The organism is Klebsiella grimontii, from assembly GCF_042137965.1.
In the GTDB taxonomy this organism is placed as follows: Bacteria; Pseudomonadota; Gammaproteobacteria; order Enterobacterales; family Enterobacteriaceae; genus Klebsiella; species Klebsiella grimontii.
This window is the reverse complement of record NZ_CP169721.1, coordinates 2,087,470-2,101,455: the sequence shown is the minus strand read 5'-3', so window position 1 is coordinate 2,101,455 and position 13,986 is coordinate 2,087,470. Positions and strand designations below refer to the sequence as shown.

Sequence of the window (13,986 nt, the reverse complement as noted above, 5' to 3'; positions counted from 1 at the left end):
TTTTTTGTTGCAAAGTTTGCGCCAGATTGTGATTTAAAAAAAATCACCTTATTTTTACGCCCCCTTGAAAACACAAATAAAAAACATAACACCAACAATTAATTAACATAAAGCATTTAATTCCATACAAATAATAATAACACAGCATAACAAACTAATAAAAAACACATTATCAGCAATTAATACAAAATTACACATATTCCGCAGGAGTAGTTATACGTTAACCAACAAAACCGCGGCAGTTACCCGGTGACCAACGTCTATCACTATATTGTTGTTTTTCTTCAGCGGCTTTCCACTAAGAGGTTCTCTATGAACGTCAAAACCATCTCGCGCACTGTGCTGGGCGGCTTACTGAGCGCCATCGTTATTAGTCAACCGGCTTTCGCAGCGGGAACCTTAAGCGGCCAGATTGGCGTCCAGGTGACGCTCGGCAGCGGATGCAGCGTATCGAACGTCCGCAATGGCGAGAATAACCGCTGGGGCAACATTAATTTCGGCGCCTATGGCGATCTCGCCAACTCCATTGATGCGGAAGTCACCGGCAGCGGCGGCGGAAGCGCGCTAACCGTGACCTGCACCGAGGACCTCGACTCGACCCTGACGCTTGACGGCGGCCAGTTTGGCGATGCAGCGCTGCGCTATATGAAAAACGCCGGCGGTACCCAGCAGATTGCCTATCGGCTCTATTCAGATGCCGCCCGCAGTAATGAAATTTTGCCCGGCGGCACGATACCTATCGTTGGCACCGGCAATCCTCAGGCTATTCCTGTTTTTGCCCGCATCCGCCCCGAAGACCAGAGCGTCAATGCGCCGACGGCCGATGTGTATGACGACATCGTCACCGCGACGTTAACCTGGTAATCGCATAAGGAAAATGGGCGTCATGCTTCGACCCGAGTGGCTTACATTAATTCTGCTTTTTACCTCAGGCACCCATGCCGCCGTTGTCCAGAAGACGTTTAAAGTCTCCGCGCAGATCGCCGCAGGCTGCGCGCTTGGCGCCGGAGACGGCTCCCAAACAACAGATTTCGGCACCCTGAGTTTTGGCACCCTGTCATCGCTATACAGCAACGTTGATGTCGCCAGTACCTCTGGCGCAGGCTCAATCATCGTCACCTGCACGCCCGGCACCGCTATTTCAATCGCCCTCGACTATGGCGTCAACGGCGGCTCAGCCAGCCAGCGCTACATGTCGAACGGCAACAACAACACCCTGGCGTATCAGCTTTATCAGGACGCCAACCGCGCTAACGTTTGGGGCAACAGTACGCAAGCCTTGAGCGTCGCATCATTTCCGAGCACCACGCAAACCTACACGGTTTATGGCCGCCTTTTTGCCACGAATGGCTTCCCGGCGGTGGGCTCCTATACCGACACGGTCACCGTCACGCTGACCTATTAGATAATTCACAGGTTAACTATGATTCGCTGTAGATTTGCGCCGTTTATATTCGCTTTATCTCTTCCCTCATCGGTTCTGGCCGCAAGCTCCGTCCTGGTATGGCCGATCTTTCAAACTATCGAAAGCCATGAGAAAGGTTCTGAACTGTGGCTGGAGAATCGCGGCAGTTCGCCGGTTAATTTGCAGCTGCGCGTTTTTGCCTGGGATCAAAAAGCGTCAGCGGACGTCTACGCCGACCAGCGCGATGTTGTCGCCAGCCCCCCTTTTACCACGGTAGCGCCGGGGCAGCGCCAGCTGGTGCGGCTCATGCGCGTCGCCCCCATCGCCAACGGCAAAGAGCAGTCCTACCGCATTGTTATCGATGAGATCCCAGCCGCGCAGCCGGTAGCCCAGACGGAACAGAACTCTGCAGGGCTGAAAATGCGCATGCGCTATGTCCTGCCGCTGTTTACCTATGGGCAAGGCCTCGCGCCGCTAAAGAACGCGGGTTCAGTCGAATCGGTAAGGACGACGCTGCGTTGGTCGCTCGCGCAGCAAAATAACCGCCAGACGCTGTGCATCGAGAATAGAGGCAGTCAACACGCCAGGCTCAGTACGGTTTACTGGGCGAACGCGAGCGGCAAAGGCCAAATTTCCCAGGCTAATGGCCTTCTCGGCTACGTTCTGGCGCAGAAAAAGGCCTGTTTCCCGAGCGGCGGAAAGTCTTCCGTGCCATCAGGCATGCATCTGTTCGCGAAATTAACGGATAACGGTCAGGCGGTGGAAATTCCGGCGAATCGTTGAAAATGAGAGACCTGAAAAGGACGGCGTCCGGAGGCCTGCTGGCGATGGCGTCGGTGACGGCCTGCGCCGCGACCTATGATTCACTGCCCGCCCCCGCGGCATCCTACGGCGAAAAGCAGGAGTATGAGCTGTACCTCAGCTTATCGGTCAACGGCAATATCCTTGCCAACGCCGTTCCGGTAAAGGTCAACGCTGGTCACTACTGGGTCGCGGCCAGCGTTCTAAGGCAAGCGCATATTCCTCTGCAAACCCACGATGCGCTGGTGGATGTCACGACGCTCCCCTCGGTTAAGGTGGAATACGACCAGCCGGGGCAAGTGCTTAAGCTTCAGGTTCCGGACCAGTGGCTCCCCGAACAGCGCATCGGGGAGACCATGGGACAACAATACCAGGCCGCGATCGGCAGTCCGGGGATTTTATTTAACTACGACGCTTACAGCCTCTTTTCATCCGGCGGCACGCAAACCACCAGCACCTTCACCGAAACGCGTCTTTTTGGTCCGCCGGGCGTCCTTTCCAATAACGCCGCGATCCGGCAAAACTGGTCTGCAACGGGCTATCAACAGCAGGGCTATATGCGCTACGACACCCTGTGGAAATACAGCGATAGCGAGCAGATGATAAGCTACCAGGCCGGCGACGTGGTCAGTAACGCCCTGACCTGGAGCAGTTCCGTGCGCATGGGGGGGCTACGCATAAGCCGCAACTTCAGCGTTCGCCCGGATCTGGTGACATATCCGCTGCTTAACTTATCCGGCAGCGCGGCGGTCCCTTCAAGCGTCGACCTGTTTATTAACGGTTATAAAACCAGCTCGTCGCAGGTTAATGGCGGCCCCTATACGCTGACCAACGTGCCGTGGATCAGCGGCGCCGGCGAAGCGACGGTAGTGACCACCGACGCCCTTGGCCGTCAGGTCTCCACCAGCGTTCCTTTTTATGTCTCCAATACCCTCCTGCGGGAAGGCCTGAGCGATTTTGATTTCACCCTTGGCGCCCTGCGCAACAACTACGGCATCAAGAATGCCGATTATGGCGCCGGCGCGGTGAGCGCGATTTATCGCTATGGATTAACCCACTGGCTTACGCTCTCGGCGCATACCGAAGACCGTCAGGGATTAACCAATGCCGGGCTAGGCGGCGATATTGGGGTAGGAAATCTGGGTACCCTCAGCCTGTCGGGCAGCGCCAGCCGCGGCGAAGGAGACGGAAACCAGTTCACCTCGGGTTACTCCTACTACGGCAACAGCTGGGGAGTGAACTATCAGCATATCCGCCGCAGCGCCAGCTACGACAACCTCAGCACCTATGGCTCTAGCGCCACGCTCAGCCGCCAGTCAGACCAGGCCACGCTGAGCCTGAGCCCGTGGGGAAGCGCCCTCGGTTCTTTTAGCATTGGCTACTTTGATATCCAGGCCGAGGATCGTTCGCGCACCCGCCTGCTGAACCTCTCCTGGAGCCGTAGCCTGTGGCTAAGCAGCAGCCTCAACCTGAGCGTAAACCGCGATCTGCAGGAAGGTAGCTACTCCAGCATGCTGCAGATAATCATCCCTTTCGATTCGCAAAGCTCTATGCAGTTAAGCGGCCAGCGCGCCAGCTCCGGTCAATGGGGCGAAAATATCAGCCTCAACCGCTCCGCTCCGGCAGAAGGCGGGCTTGGCTGGAACCTCGCCCATTCGGTGGGCGGCGATAATTATAGCCAGGCGGATCTCACCTGGATCAATCGCGTGTCAACGTTGAGCGGAGGCTACTACGGCTCGCGCAACGATCGTCACAGCTGGTTTGAAGCCACGGGATCGGTGGTGCTGATGGATAACAGTCTGTTCTTCGCCCGGCAGATTAACGACGCGTTTATCGTTGTCTCCACCGGTAACTACCCGAATATTGCGGTGAACTATGAAAACCGCAAAGTCGGCGTGACGGATAAAAACGGCCATTTGCTGATCCCATGGGCGACGGCGTGGTATCCGGGAAAAATCACCCTCGATACGCTGCCATTGCCAACGAACACCGAAGCGCTGACGGTGGAGAAGCGCATCGCCGTGCGTGAAGGCAGCGGCGCGCTGGTTGAATTCCCGGTTAACCGCGTGCGTTCGGCAACCATTGTCTTCGTCGATGCTCAGGGGCAGCCGCTGCCGGTCGGTACGCCCGTCGAGGAAGTGAACAGCAAACAGCGCGGTCTGGTGGGCTACGACGGCGTCGCCTGGTTCTCGCATCTCACGCGCGACAATGAAGTCATAGTCAACGCCGGGGCGTTTCCATGCCGCGTGCGCTTTGCGCTCCCGGAAACAACGCCGGTTCCGCAACGGATAGGTCCGGTTAGCTGTCATCCATAACAGTGGAGATCAAGTTGAAAAGTATCCTCCCGATCTGCGCGCTGCTCTTTCTCCTTGGGCTAACGAGCAACGCGCTGGCCGCTTGCAGCATCAAAACCAGCGCGCCGGTTATCGGACCGGTGGATTCCTTTGCCCTCAACAGCGCGCCTCAGGGCGTGATGGCTGGCGCAGGGTTTTACTGTACCCCGGAACTGGTGGCGCTGAACTCAACCAACACATTAAGCGCCACCCTGTCGTCGGCCAACAAGAGCAACGGCGTTCCGCGGTTGCTTAATGGCGCGGGCGACGCCATCCCTTACAGCGTCTGTTCTGACGCTTCGTGCTCGCCGGCCTATCAGGACGGCGGCGTTATTAGCTGGTCCAGAACAACGCTGCTCGAACTGCTGGGTTTATTTAACTCAAGCGACGGCACCATGCCGCTCTACTTCAGAACCACCCCGGGAGCCAACGTCCCCGCCGGTACCTATAGCGATGTGTTAACCATCACCTGGGTGTACCGGTTCTGCTACGTCGGGCTCGACCTACTGGGCATTAAGATATGTATTCCGAATAACGGCACCCTGACCTCAACGGTCAATGTGTCGGTGAAGGTGACCAATGTTTGCTATATCGACAGCGCGCCGGACGTAGAATTTGCCTCTGCCGCCCTTCCGTCCGGTTTTAGCAACTACAGCGGCCAGCTTGCCATCCGCTGCACGAAAAACGCGGCCTATACCGTCAACCTCGCCAGCACCAACGCCAGCGTCGGCGACTGGCGGCAGATGAGCCAGCCTATCGCGAACCAGGCTACCGCCTGGCTGCAGTATCAGTTTTACCAGCCCAACGGCAGCGCATGGACGGAAAATAACAATCTCAGCGTGACCGGCTCCGGCGCCGCGCAGCCCGCAAACTATATCCTAAAGATAAACCCGACCCAGAGTAACCAGCCTGCCGGAACCTATACCGATACCGTACTGGTGACCGTTAGCTACTAAAACGTTAGCAGACGATTTTTTGTAAAAGAAATGTTTAGGAAATTATTGTTGTGGTATAAGAAAAAAGCCCCGAAAAAAGCGAGTGGGGTTTTGCAAGGGAATCTGCGATTTGTGAAAAATAGATAAAAAGAGACCGAACACGATTCCTGTATTCGGTCCAGGGAAATGGCTCTTGGGAGAGAGCCGTGCGCTAAAAGTTGGCATTAATGCAGGCTAAGTCGCCTTGCCTTATAAGAATAGTTTACCGTGTCAGGTTTTCCAGTCCGTGACAAAAGTGGACGAATAATTCGTATCAAAATTGCTGATGCCAACAAAAAACCGCCACGCCCGATATCGGGGGATGGCGGTTTTTTTCATGTAAATACAGCGGGATGCAGGCAGCGATCAGCAGAGCTTCTGCGCGCGCTCAATAAAGGGCGCCAGGCTCATTTTTTGTCCCGGCTGCTGCGGATCGTCAATCTGGATCACGGAAATCGGCTGCGCGTTAGTTTTACCGTCTTTCATCTGCTGCTCGGCGATGTCGTTTAGCGGGTACTGCACCAGCGTGCTGGGATTGATGGCGAACAGCGCATTGCCCGGACGGCAGGTCAGCATCACCTCTTCACGGTTAAACGCCCAGCTCTCCTTACCCACCTCAAAGCGGCTGACGGTAATCACCTGCGGCGCCGCCAGCGCAGCGCCAGAACTTGCCAATAACAACATTGTCAGAACGATTTTTTTCATGATTTAACCAGTTTATTCAGAAAGGTTCCCAGGTGGCAAACAGGCTGACGGCAAACAGCGCCAGCGCCCCCAGCGCAATCTCTATCTGCGTGGTGCGCACGATGAGCTGCTCCGCTCGCGTTCCGCCTGCCGACATGCGTGGCACCAGAACATACCGGTTCACCAGCGCAATTGCCACCATTGCCGCCACCAGCGCACATTTGAACAACAGCATACGCCCCCAGGGCGAGGCGCTAATCAACCCGCCCTGGATCAGCAGCGCATTTACCGCGCCGCTGGCGATGGCGCCGGCAACCGCCAGATGCCCGTAGCGCGAAAACCGCATCATGGTGCATATGGCGGCCTGCCGCCAGCGGCCGTGCGCCAGGCGAAGGCAGTAGATAAACGGCAGCAGACCGCCAAACCAGCTGGCCACGCAAAACAGATGCAGCGCATGATTGGTCCGCTGCACTATCCCCAGCCAGCCATCGTTCATCGCGGCATGTCCGACGCCCGCCAGCAGCAGCAACTGGGCGCAAAACAGCACCAGCAGTAAACGTCCCGGGCGTCGGGGCTTCAGCCAGACCACCGCCAACGCCACAAAGGCGAGTAAAATTTGCCATACCCACACGCCGCCAAACTGCGTCCCGGCCACCGCCTGCCAGATGGCCGGCTGCCAGACATCAGGCCAGCCGTTACCCATCAGGCCGCCCTGCGCCATCAGCATCAGCAGCGCCGACAGCGCGCTAGCCAACAGTAAATGGCGCATTAGCGGATAAAAGCGCTGCATCATCAGACGGCGCAAGGCCGCTGGCGCCCACCACGCGCCGTAAAGCAGGCAGCCGAAAGCGACCATCAGCGTGATGAAATGGATAAAGCGCAGGCTGACATAGACGGCACTGAGCATCGGCTTACTTCACGGTAAAGGTGTATTGTCCTTTCGTCTTATGGCCATCTACGGAGACCACGTGCCAGTCAACGGTATATGCGCCCGGCGTCAACGCCTGCTCGACGGGTACCGTGAGCTGGGCCTTATTGTTGTCGCTGCGGACGGGTTTGCCGAGGGGGATCGCTTTCTGCTGCGGCCCGGTGAGGGTGACGCCGCTAAACTGCGTTTCGATGCCTTCGGAGAAGCTCAGGGTCAGCGCCTGCGGTGACGCGTCCACCTCACTACCGGCGGCTGGCAGCGGTTGTTGCAAATGGGCGTGGGCAAATGCGCCTGCGGAGGTCAGGCAACCGGCGAGAAACAGAGACAGACGCAGGGCGCGTCCGGCGATGATTGGCATAGTTGTCATTCCTTTTTGTTATGTATGTAGCACAGAGAATAACCCTGTATAATGGCGCAGTCGAGCTAAGCGTCTGAGACTTGCCTTTTTGCCGCGTGCTTAGTACTTTTTGCGGCATTATCAGAGGAGAAACCGATGGAAAAGAACCTGGCTAAATTATCCCAGGAGGAGATGGACAAAGTGAACGTCGATCTCGCTGCGGCGGGGGTCGCCTTTAAAGAGCGCTACAATATGCCGGTGGTCGCCGATCTTGTCGAAAGAGAGCAGCCCGAACATCTGCGCGGCTGGTTTCGCGAGCGTCTGATTGCCCATCGGCTGGCCTCCGTTTCGCTCTCTCGCCTGCCCTATGAACCGAAACAGAAATAATTCCCGTCCTCTGCGGACATCCGAGTTGGCAAGACCTGCGCATTGCATTACGCTGGTTTCTTTGGCCTGGAGCGAGCCATGCTGCGCGTAATCGATACAGAAACCTGCGGATTGCAGGGAGGCATTGTTGAAATCGCCTCGGTAGATATCATCGACGGACAAATTACCAATCCCATGAGCCACCTGGTTCGTCCCGATCGTCCTATCAGCCCGCAGGCGATGGCGATTCACCGTATCACCGAAGAGATGGTCGCCGATAAGCCGTGGATCGAGGAGATTGTGCCGCTGTATATGGGCAGCCCGTGGTATGTCGCCCATAACGCCAGCTTTGATCGCCGGGTGTTGCCGGAAATGCAGGGCGAGTGGATCTGCACGATGAAGCTGGCGCGCCGCCTGTGGCCAGGCATCAAGTACAGCAATATGGGGCTGTATAAATCGCGCAAGCTCAGCGTCGCGACGCCACCGGGACTGCATCATCACCGGGCGCTTTATGATTGCTATATCACCGCCGCCCTGCTGCTCGATATCATCAACACCTCCGGCTGGACGCCTGAAGAGATGGCGACCATTACCGGCCGCCCGGCGCTGCTCTCCACCTTTACCTTCGGCAAATATCGCGGTAAGCCAGTCTCGGAAGTGGCGGAAAACGATCCTGGCTATTTGCGCTGGCTGTTCAATAACCTGGATCGCATGAGCCCCGAGCTGCGCCTGACGCTGAAGCACTATCTCGGGGAGTAATCGGCGCTATACCTCCGCCTGGCCCGGCAGCGTCCCCTGCGCCAGGCCAATCAGAAACGCGAACTCCAGCGCCACGCCCTCATAGCTTTTAAAACGGCCGGATTTACCGCCGTGGCCGGAATCCATATCGGTACACAACAGCAGCAGGTTATCGTCGGTTTTCAGCGCGCGCAGTTTCGCCACCCATTTTGCCGGCTCCCAGTATTGTACCTGCGAATCATGCAGGCCCGTGGTGACCAGCAGATGCGGATACGTCTGTGCCTGAACGCCGTCGTACGGGCTGTAGCTTTTCATATAGCGATAGTAGTCTTCATCCTGGGGATTCCCCCACTCTTCAAACTCGCCGGTGGTCAGCGGGATCGACTCATCGAGCATCGTCGTAAGAACATCCACAAAGGGAACCTGGGCCACCACGCCGTGGAAAAGCTCCGGCCGCTGGTTTACCGCCACGCCCATCAGCATACCGCCGGCGCTGCCGCCCATGCCGTAGCAAAACCGCGGATCGCCGTAGCCCTGCGCCAGCAGCGCATCGCAGACGTCGAGATAATCGTTGAAGGTATTTTTCTTGCACAAAAACTTGCCGTCTTCGTACCACTGCTGGCCCAGCTCGCCGCCGCCGCGAATATGGGCGATAGCGAACACAAAGCCGCGGTCGAGCAGGCTCAGGCGGCTGGCGCTGAAATCCGCGTCCATGCTGGCGCCATAGGAGCCGTAGCCGTACACCAGCAGCGGACTGGCGCCCTTGCGGAAATGTTCATCACGGTAGACCAACGAGACCGGGACTTCAACGCCGTCGCGGGCGATGATCCACAGGTGCTCGCTGCGGTAGTGGCTGGCATCAAATCCTTTGACTTCCTGTTGTTTCAGCACCCGCCGCTCGCCGGTATTCATATCCAGCTCGAACAGCGTATCCGGGGTTGTCATGGAGGAGTAGCCGTAGCGCAGGCGCGAGGTTTCCGGCTCCGGGTTATAGGCAAGCCAGGTCACATAGGCCGGATCGTCAAAGGCAATGCCCTGGGACTCTCTTGTCTTACGGTTGATCTGACGCAGGCTGGTTAGCCCGCGCTGGCGCTCTTCCACCACCAGCCAATCGGTAAACAGGGTAAAACCTTCCAGCATCACTTCGTGACGCGGCGCGATCAGGGTCTCCCACTGCTGCTCATCGCGCAGGGTGCTGCGATAAAGACCGAAGTTCTTGCCTTCGCGATTGGAGCGCAGATAAAAAGCGTGCTGATAGTGATCGAGGCTATATTCATGATCTTTACGCCGCGGTAGAAAACAGACCGGCTCGGCGTCGGTCATTTCCGCATTGAGCAGCAGCACTTCGCTGGTGGTCGCGCTGGCCAGATAAATCACCACAAACTGCTGGGAAGTCGTCTTGTGCACGCTGACGTAAAAAGTATCGTCCTGCTCTTCATACACCAGAACATCCGCACTGGCCGGCGTCCCCAGACGGTGGCGCCAGACTTGATACGGCAGCAGCGTGGTGGGATGTTTACGCACGTACCACAGGGTCTGCGAATCATTACTCCAGGCAAAATCAGGCGACACGTTCTCCAGCACTTCCGCAAATTGCCGGTCGTCGTTTAAGGGAAAGAAGCGCAAGCTATACTGCCGCCGGGAGAGATAGTCTTCCGCCACCGCCATCAGGCTATTGTCGGGCGAAACGCCTAATCCGCCGAGGGTATAGAATTCGCTACCGGCCGCACGCTGGTTGCCGTCAAGCAGGACGTCCCATTCATCCCACTCCTCTTTGACTACCGGCTGGCGTTGATAAATCGCGTACTCGCAGCCCGGTTCATAGACCTGACGGTAGCGATAGCCATTTTTGCTGTAGGGGGCCGACACTTCGCGCTGTGGAATACGGTCGATAATCTCCTTAAGCACCCTATCCTGCAGGCTACTTTGCGAAGACATCACTTTTTTGCCGTACTCATTTTCCTGGCGCAGATAATTAAGCACTTCCGGCTGCGAGCGATCGTCGTCGCGTAGCCAGTAGTAATTATCGATTCGCGTGTCGCCATGTAAGGTCATGGCATGGGGGATCCGTTTCGCTTTTGGTGGCATCTGCTTATTCTTCTGCGGCTTGTATTGGGTAGTAAAATTTTCAGGCTGCCTCAAAGCAGCCTGAAGGGTAACGTGACTACACAATATATAAGGGTGGCAAAAGTCGCCAGCGATGCAAGCGAAACGTACGGATTTAAGCCGTTATGGCCTGTTTTTGCGCCTGTATGTCTCGTTCGATCTCTTCGCGCACGTCCTGCGGTAGCTTCAGCGCTTCACCGAGGGCATTGAGGTAGCTGCGTTCCATAAAGTGGTCAATATCGATGACCGCGCAGCTAATATAGTAAACTTCAAGCGCCTCTTGCTCGCTGCTGATGCCGTGGGCCAGGCTCTGCGGGTCAAGGGGCTGCGCCAGCGCCCGGTCAATTAACACCCGGCCCTGGACGTCGACGTTTGCCGCGCGCAGCTGCTCTTCAATATTTGCCCGCTCGCGGTCGTCGATATGCCCATCGCTTTTGGCGGCGAAGACCAGCGCCATAATCAGCCGTTCGCTGCGGGCGTCGAGTTCGGCCGGTGCAGGAGATGGCGCCTGTGCGGGCGCGACATCAGCCGATGTCTGCTGCGCGCTGGCGCGCATCTTCTGCTGATATTTATTCCACAACACGCTGCCCGCAACCGCGCCGCCGCCCACCAGCAGCGCGCCGGTGCCGTATTTGGCCAACAGCTTGCGCGATGATTTACTGGCAACCAGCAGACCTGCCAGCCCGCCGAGCGCGCCCGGCAGGAGTAAATTATTGCCGCTTGGTTGATCGTCAGATGAAGAAGACCGCCCCTGCTGACCCAGCAGAGACTGTAGTTGATTAAGCCAGTTAGCCATACATTTCCTCGTTGCGCGATAAGCGATACCACCAGCCTAAACGACGCGACGTCAGGAAACGTTATCGGCAGCTAAAGATGAGCAAATGTCGCGCCGGGAAGCGCGGGAGCCTGCCGCCAGAAGCGCTGGCGGCGGCAGCGTAACTCAGGCCGCTTTCGCTTTACGCGGCTTCGCCGGCGCCGGGGCTTCAGATTCGACGACGTCGTCGGTCTTGTCGCCCTCTTCTGCTGCTTCTGCGCGATCGGCTGGCGCCTCGGCGGCGCCGTCGGCTTCCGGCAGCTTACCGGAGCGCAGAATATGGTTGAGGGTATCTTTGCGTTCGGCCAGCCACATCGCCATGCTATCGCGCTGCTCTTCGTCAAGCGTTAGCGGGCATTCAACCAGCCAGTCGTTCAGTACTTCCGCCAGATCGAGCATTTTGTCATAAGCATCGGCCTCTTTTTTGCTGGCAAAAGACATTTTTTCCTCACCTTCACGAATCACCACATATTTAATTTCAACCGCCATGATGCAGCCTCTCAATACTGTATTTTTATACAGTATATCAAATTTTCCCGCCGAACTCAAATGACGCGCATAAAGACATGCGCAAACGTTTTCGTTTATAATGCGGCGCATGTTTTTTTACTGCGGAAGAGAGTTATGACTGTATTAGGTACGGCGCTGCGCCCTGCGGCAACAAAGGTAATGCTGTTGGGTTCCGGCGAACTGGGTAAAGAAGTGGCCATCGAATGCCAGCGCCTGGGAATTGAGACCATCGCCGTCGATCGTTACCCTGACGCCCCGGCCATGCAGGTCGCACACCGTTCGCACGTTATCAATATGCTGCACGGCGAAGCGCTGCAGGCGCTAATTGAGCAGGAAAAGCCTGACTTTATCGTGCCGGAAATCGAGGCTATCGCCACCGACACCCTGGTCGCGCTGGAGCAGACCGGGCAGAAAGTCGTCCCCACCGCCCGTGCGGCAAAGCTCACCATGAATCGCGAAGGGATCCGTCGCCTGGCCGCTGAAGAGCTGAAGCTGCCCACCTCCGCCTACCGTTTTGCCGACAGCGAACCCGCCTTCCGCGAAGCCGTCGCCGAGATTGGCCTGCCGTGCATCGTCAAGCCGGTAATGAGCTCATCGGGTAAAGGCCAGAGCTTTATTCGTTCCAGCGAGCAGCTGGCTGACGCCTGGCAGTATGCGCAGCAGGGCGGCCGCGCCGGAGCCGGACGCGTTATCGTTGAAGGCGTGGTGAACTTTGATTTCGAGATTACCCTTCTCACCGTCAGCGCCGCGGACGGCGTACACTTCTGCGCGCCGGTCGGTCACCGTCAGGAGGATGGCGACTATCGTGAATCCTGGCAGCCGCAGCAGATGAGCGCGCTGGCGCTGGAACGCGCGCAGGAAATCGCCCGTCAAGTGGTGCTGGCGCTGGGCGGCTACGGCCTGTTCGGCGTCGAACTGTTCGTCTGCGGCGACGAGGTGATTTTTAGCGAAGTCTCGCCGCGCCCGCACGACACCGGCATGGTCACGCTGATTTCGCAGGATTTATCGGAGTTCGCCCTGCACGTTCGCGCCTTCCTCGGGCTGCCGATTGGCGCGATTCGCCAGTACGGCCCGGCGGCCTCTGCGGTGATCCTGCCGCAGCTGACCAGCCAGAACGTCACCTTCAGCAATATTCAGGCCGCGGTCGGCGCGGGGCTGCAGTTACGTTTGTTCGGTAAACCGGAAATCGACGGTTCGCGTCGGCTGGGCGTGACGCTGGCGATCGCCGATAACGTTGAGGAAGCGGTGACGCGCGCCAAAGCGGCGGCTTCGGCAGTCATTGTTGCGGGATAAAAAAAAGCCCGGTCGCGGACCGGGCCTCTGGTGAGCGCGCGAAAATTACTTCGCGCCTTCTACCGCTTCACGAGCCAGTTTGGTGATACGGTCGTAATCACCGGCTTCCAGCGCATCCGCCGGAACCAACCAGGAGCCGCCGATGCACAGCACGCTGTTCAGCGCCAGATAATCACGATAGTTCGCCGGAGAGATGCCGCCAGTCGGGCAGAAGCGAATATGCGCGAACGGGCCGCCAATCGCCTGCAGCGCTTTCACGCCGCCGTTAGCTTCCGCCGGGAAAAATTTGAACTCTTTCAGACCATACTGCATACCCAGCATCAGCTCGGATACGGTGCTGATCCCCGGGATCAGCGGGATGGTGCCTTCGCCGGTCGCCGCTTTCAGCAGGGATTCGGTCAGGCCCGGGCTGATAGCAAACTGCGCGCCCGCTTCGGTCACTTCTTTCAGCTGCTCAACATTGGTGACGGTACCGGCACCGACAATCGCTTCCGGGACCTCTTTGGCGATCGCGCGGATAGCGTCCATCGCGCACTCGGTACGCAGAGTCACTTCCAGTACGCGTACGCCGCCTGCAACCAGCGCTTTCGCCATTGGCACAGCGTGTTCCAGCTTTTTCACCACGATCACCGGTACAACCGGGCCGGAGGTGAGGATTGCTTCTGCAGTTGTTTTCCAGTTTTTCATCAGATTTTCT

Annotated in this window: 15 protein-coding genes; 8 read left to right on the top strand and 7 right to left on the bottom strand. The window is 57.5% G+C overall.

The window, feature by feature from the left end:
- The first annotated feature begins 312 nt into the window (after nucleotides 1–312).
- From ACE3MN_RS10005 to ACE3MN_RS09985, 5 genes are read left to right on the top strand one after another with little or no spacing between them, the layout of a single operon-like run.
- Nucleotides 313–864 carry a spore coat U domain-containing protein gene (locus ACE3MN_RS10005; protein WP_004134826.1) on the top strand — a complete coding sequence of 184 codons (552 nt, stop codon included), beginning with the start codon at nucleotides 313–315 and terminating at the stop codon, nucleotides 862–864.
- A 22-nt stretch (nucleotides 865–886) separates the two neighbouring features.
- Nucleotides 887–1,405 carry a spore coat U domain-containing protein gene (locus ACE3MN_RS10000; protein WP_049099811.1) on the top strand — a complete coding sequence of 173 codons (519 nt, stop codon included), beginning with the start codon at nucleotides 887–889 and terminating at the stop codon, nucleotides 1,403–1,405.
- A gap of 18 nt (nucleotides 1,406–1,423) precedes the next feature.
- The gene (locus ACE3MN_RS09995) at nucleotides 1,424–2,188 is read left to right on the top strand and encodes a molecular chaperone (RefSeq protein WP_004134823.1); all 765 of its coding nucleotides are present in this window, start codon (nucleotides 1,424–1,426) and stop codon (nucleotides 2,186–2,188) included.
- 2 nt (nucleotides 2,189–2,190) lie between these two features.
- The gene (locus ACE3MN_RS09990; RefSeq protein ID WP_102649735.1) at nucleotides 2,191–4,521 is read left to right on the top strand and encodes a fimbria/pilus outer membrane usher protein; all 2,331 of its coding nucleotides are present in this window, start codon (nucleotides 2,191–2,193) and stop codon (nucleotides 4,519–4,521) included.
- 14 nt (nucleotides 4,522–4,535) lie between these two features.
- Nucleotides 4,536–5,495, top strand: coding sequence for a spore coat protein U domain-containing protein (locus ACE3MN_RS09985; RefSeq protein WP_049085573.1), 960 nt, complete (start codon nucleotides 4,536–4,538; stop codon nucleotides 5,493–5,495).
- Between the two features lie 384 nt (nucleotides 5,496–5,879).
- Here ACE3MN_RS09985 and ACE3MN_RS09980 read toward each other — a convergent pair whose 3' ends face one another.
- The 3 genes from ACE3MN_RS09980 to yobA are packed head-to-tail and all read right to left on the bottom strand — an operon-like array spanning nucleotide 5,880 to nucleotide 7,483.
- Complete coding sequence (locus tag ACE3MN_RS09980) at nucleotides 5,880–6,218, bottom strand: YebY family protein (protein ID WP_004103344.1); 339 nt, start codon at nucleotides 6,216–6,218, stop codon at nucleotides 5,880–5,882.
- A 16-nt stretch (nucleotides 6,219–6,234) separates the two neighbouring features.
- Nucleotides 6,235–7,104, bottom strand: coding sequence for a copper homeostasis membrane protein CopD (gene copD / locus ACE3MN_RS09975; protein ID WP_004134819.1), 870 nt, complete (start codon nucleotides 7,102–7,104; stop codon nucleotides 6,235–6,237).
- A gap of 4 nt (nucleotides 7,105–7,108) precedes the next feature.
- Nucleotides 7,109–7,483, bottom strand: a complete 375-nt coding sequence (yobA, locus tag ACE3MN_RS09970) for a CopC domain-containing protein YobA (protein WP_004134817.1) — start codon at nucleotides 7,481–7,483, stop codon at nucleotides 7,109–7,111.
- Nucleotides 7,484–7,618: 135 nt separating this feature from the next.
- Here yobA and ACE3MN_RS09965 point away from each other — a divergent pair, with 135 nt between their 5' ends.
- Together ACE3MN_RS09965 and exoX are read left to right on the top strand one after the other, a co-directional pair.
- The gene (locus ACE3MN_RS09965) at nucleotides 7,619–7,849 is read left to right on the top strand and encodes a DNA polymerase III subunit theta (RefSeq protein ID WP_004103351.1); all 231 of its coding nucleotides are present in this window, start codon (nucleotides 7,619–7,621) and stop codon (nucleotides 7,847–7,849) included.
- A gap of 78 nt (nucleotides 7,850–7,927) precedes the next feature.
- Entirely contained in the window at nucleotides 7,928–8,587 is a 660-nt protein-coding gene (gene exoX, locus ACE3MN_RS09960) for an exodeoxyribonuclease X (protein ID WP_004134816.1), read from the top strand.
- Nucleotides 8,588–8,593: 6 nt separating this feature from the next.
- Here exoX and ptrB read toward each other — a convergent pair whose 3' ends face one another.
- The 3 genes from ptrB to ACE3MN_RS09945 all read right to left on the bottom strand — a co-directional run bounded on the left by ptrB (nucleotide 8,594) and on the right by ACE3MN_RS09945 (nucleotide 11,975).
- A complete protein-coding gene (gene ptrB / locus ACE3MN_RS09955; protein ID WP_102649736.1) occupies nucleotides 8,594–10,654 on the bottom strand; it encodes an oligopeptidase B in 2,061 nt (686 codons plus the stop codon).
- Nucleotides 10,655–10,787: 133 nt separating this feature from the next.
- Nucleotides 10,788–11,468 carry a tellurite resistance TerB family protein gene (locus ACE3MN_RS09950; RefSeq protein WP_024359871.1) on the bottom strand — a complete coding sequence of 227 codons (681 nt, stop codon included), beginning with the start codon at nucleotides 11,466–11,468 and terminating at the stop codon, nucleotides 10,788–10,790.
- Between the two features lie 144 nt (nucleotides 11,469–11,612).
- Nucleotides 11,613–11,975 (bottom strand): YebG family protein, encoded by a 363-nt coding sequence (locus ACE3MN_RS09945; RefSeq protein ID WP_004134813.1) that lies wholly within the window; start codon nucleotides 11,973–11,975, stop codon nucleotides 11,613–11,615.
- Nucleotides 11,976–12,110: 135 nt separating this feature from the next.
- On the opposite strand from ACE3MN_RS09945, the gene purT reads away from it, so the two are divergent.
- Nucleotides 12,111–13,289, top strand: a complete 1,179-nt coding sequence (purT, locus tag ACE3MN_RS09940) for a formate-dependent phosphoribosylglycinamide formyltransferase (RefSeq protein WP_004134812.1) — start codon at nucleotides 12,111–12,113, stop codon at nucleotides 13,287–13,289.
- 45 nt (nucleotides 13,290–13,334) lie between these two features.
- On the opposite strand, the gene ACE3MN_RS09935 is transcribed toward purT, so the two are convergent.
- Nucleotides 13,335–13,976, bottom strand: a complete 642-nt coding sequence (locus ACE3MN_RS09935; RefSeq protein WP_004103368.1) for a bifunctional 4-hydroxy-2-oxoglutarate aldolase/2-dehydro-3-deoxy-phosphogluconate aldolase — start codon at nucleotides 13,974–13,976, stop codon at nucleotides 13,335–13,337.
- Nucleotides 13,977–13,986: the final 10 nt, after the last annotated feature.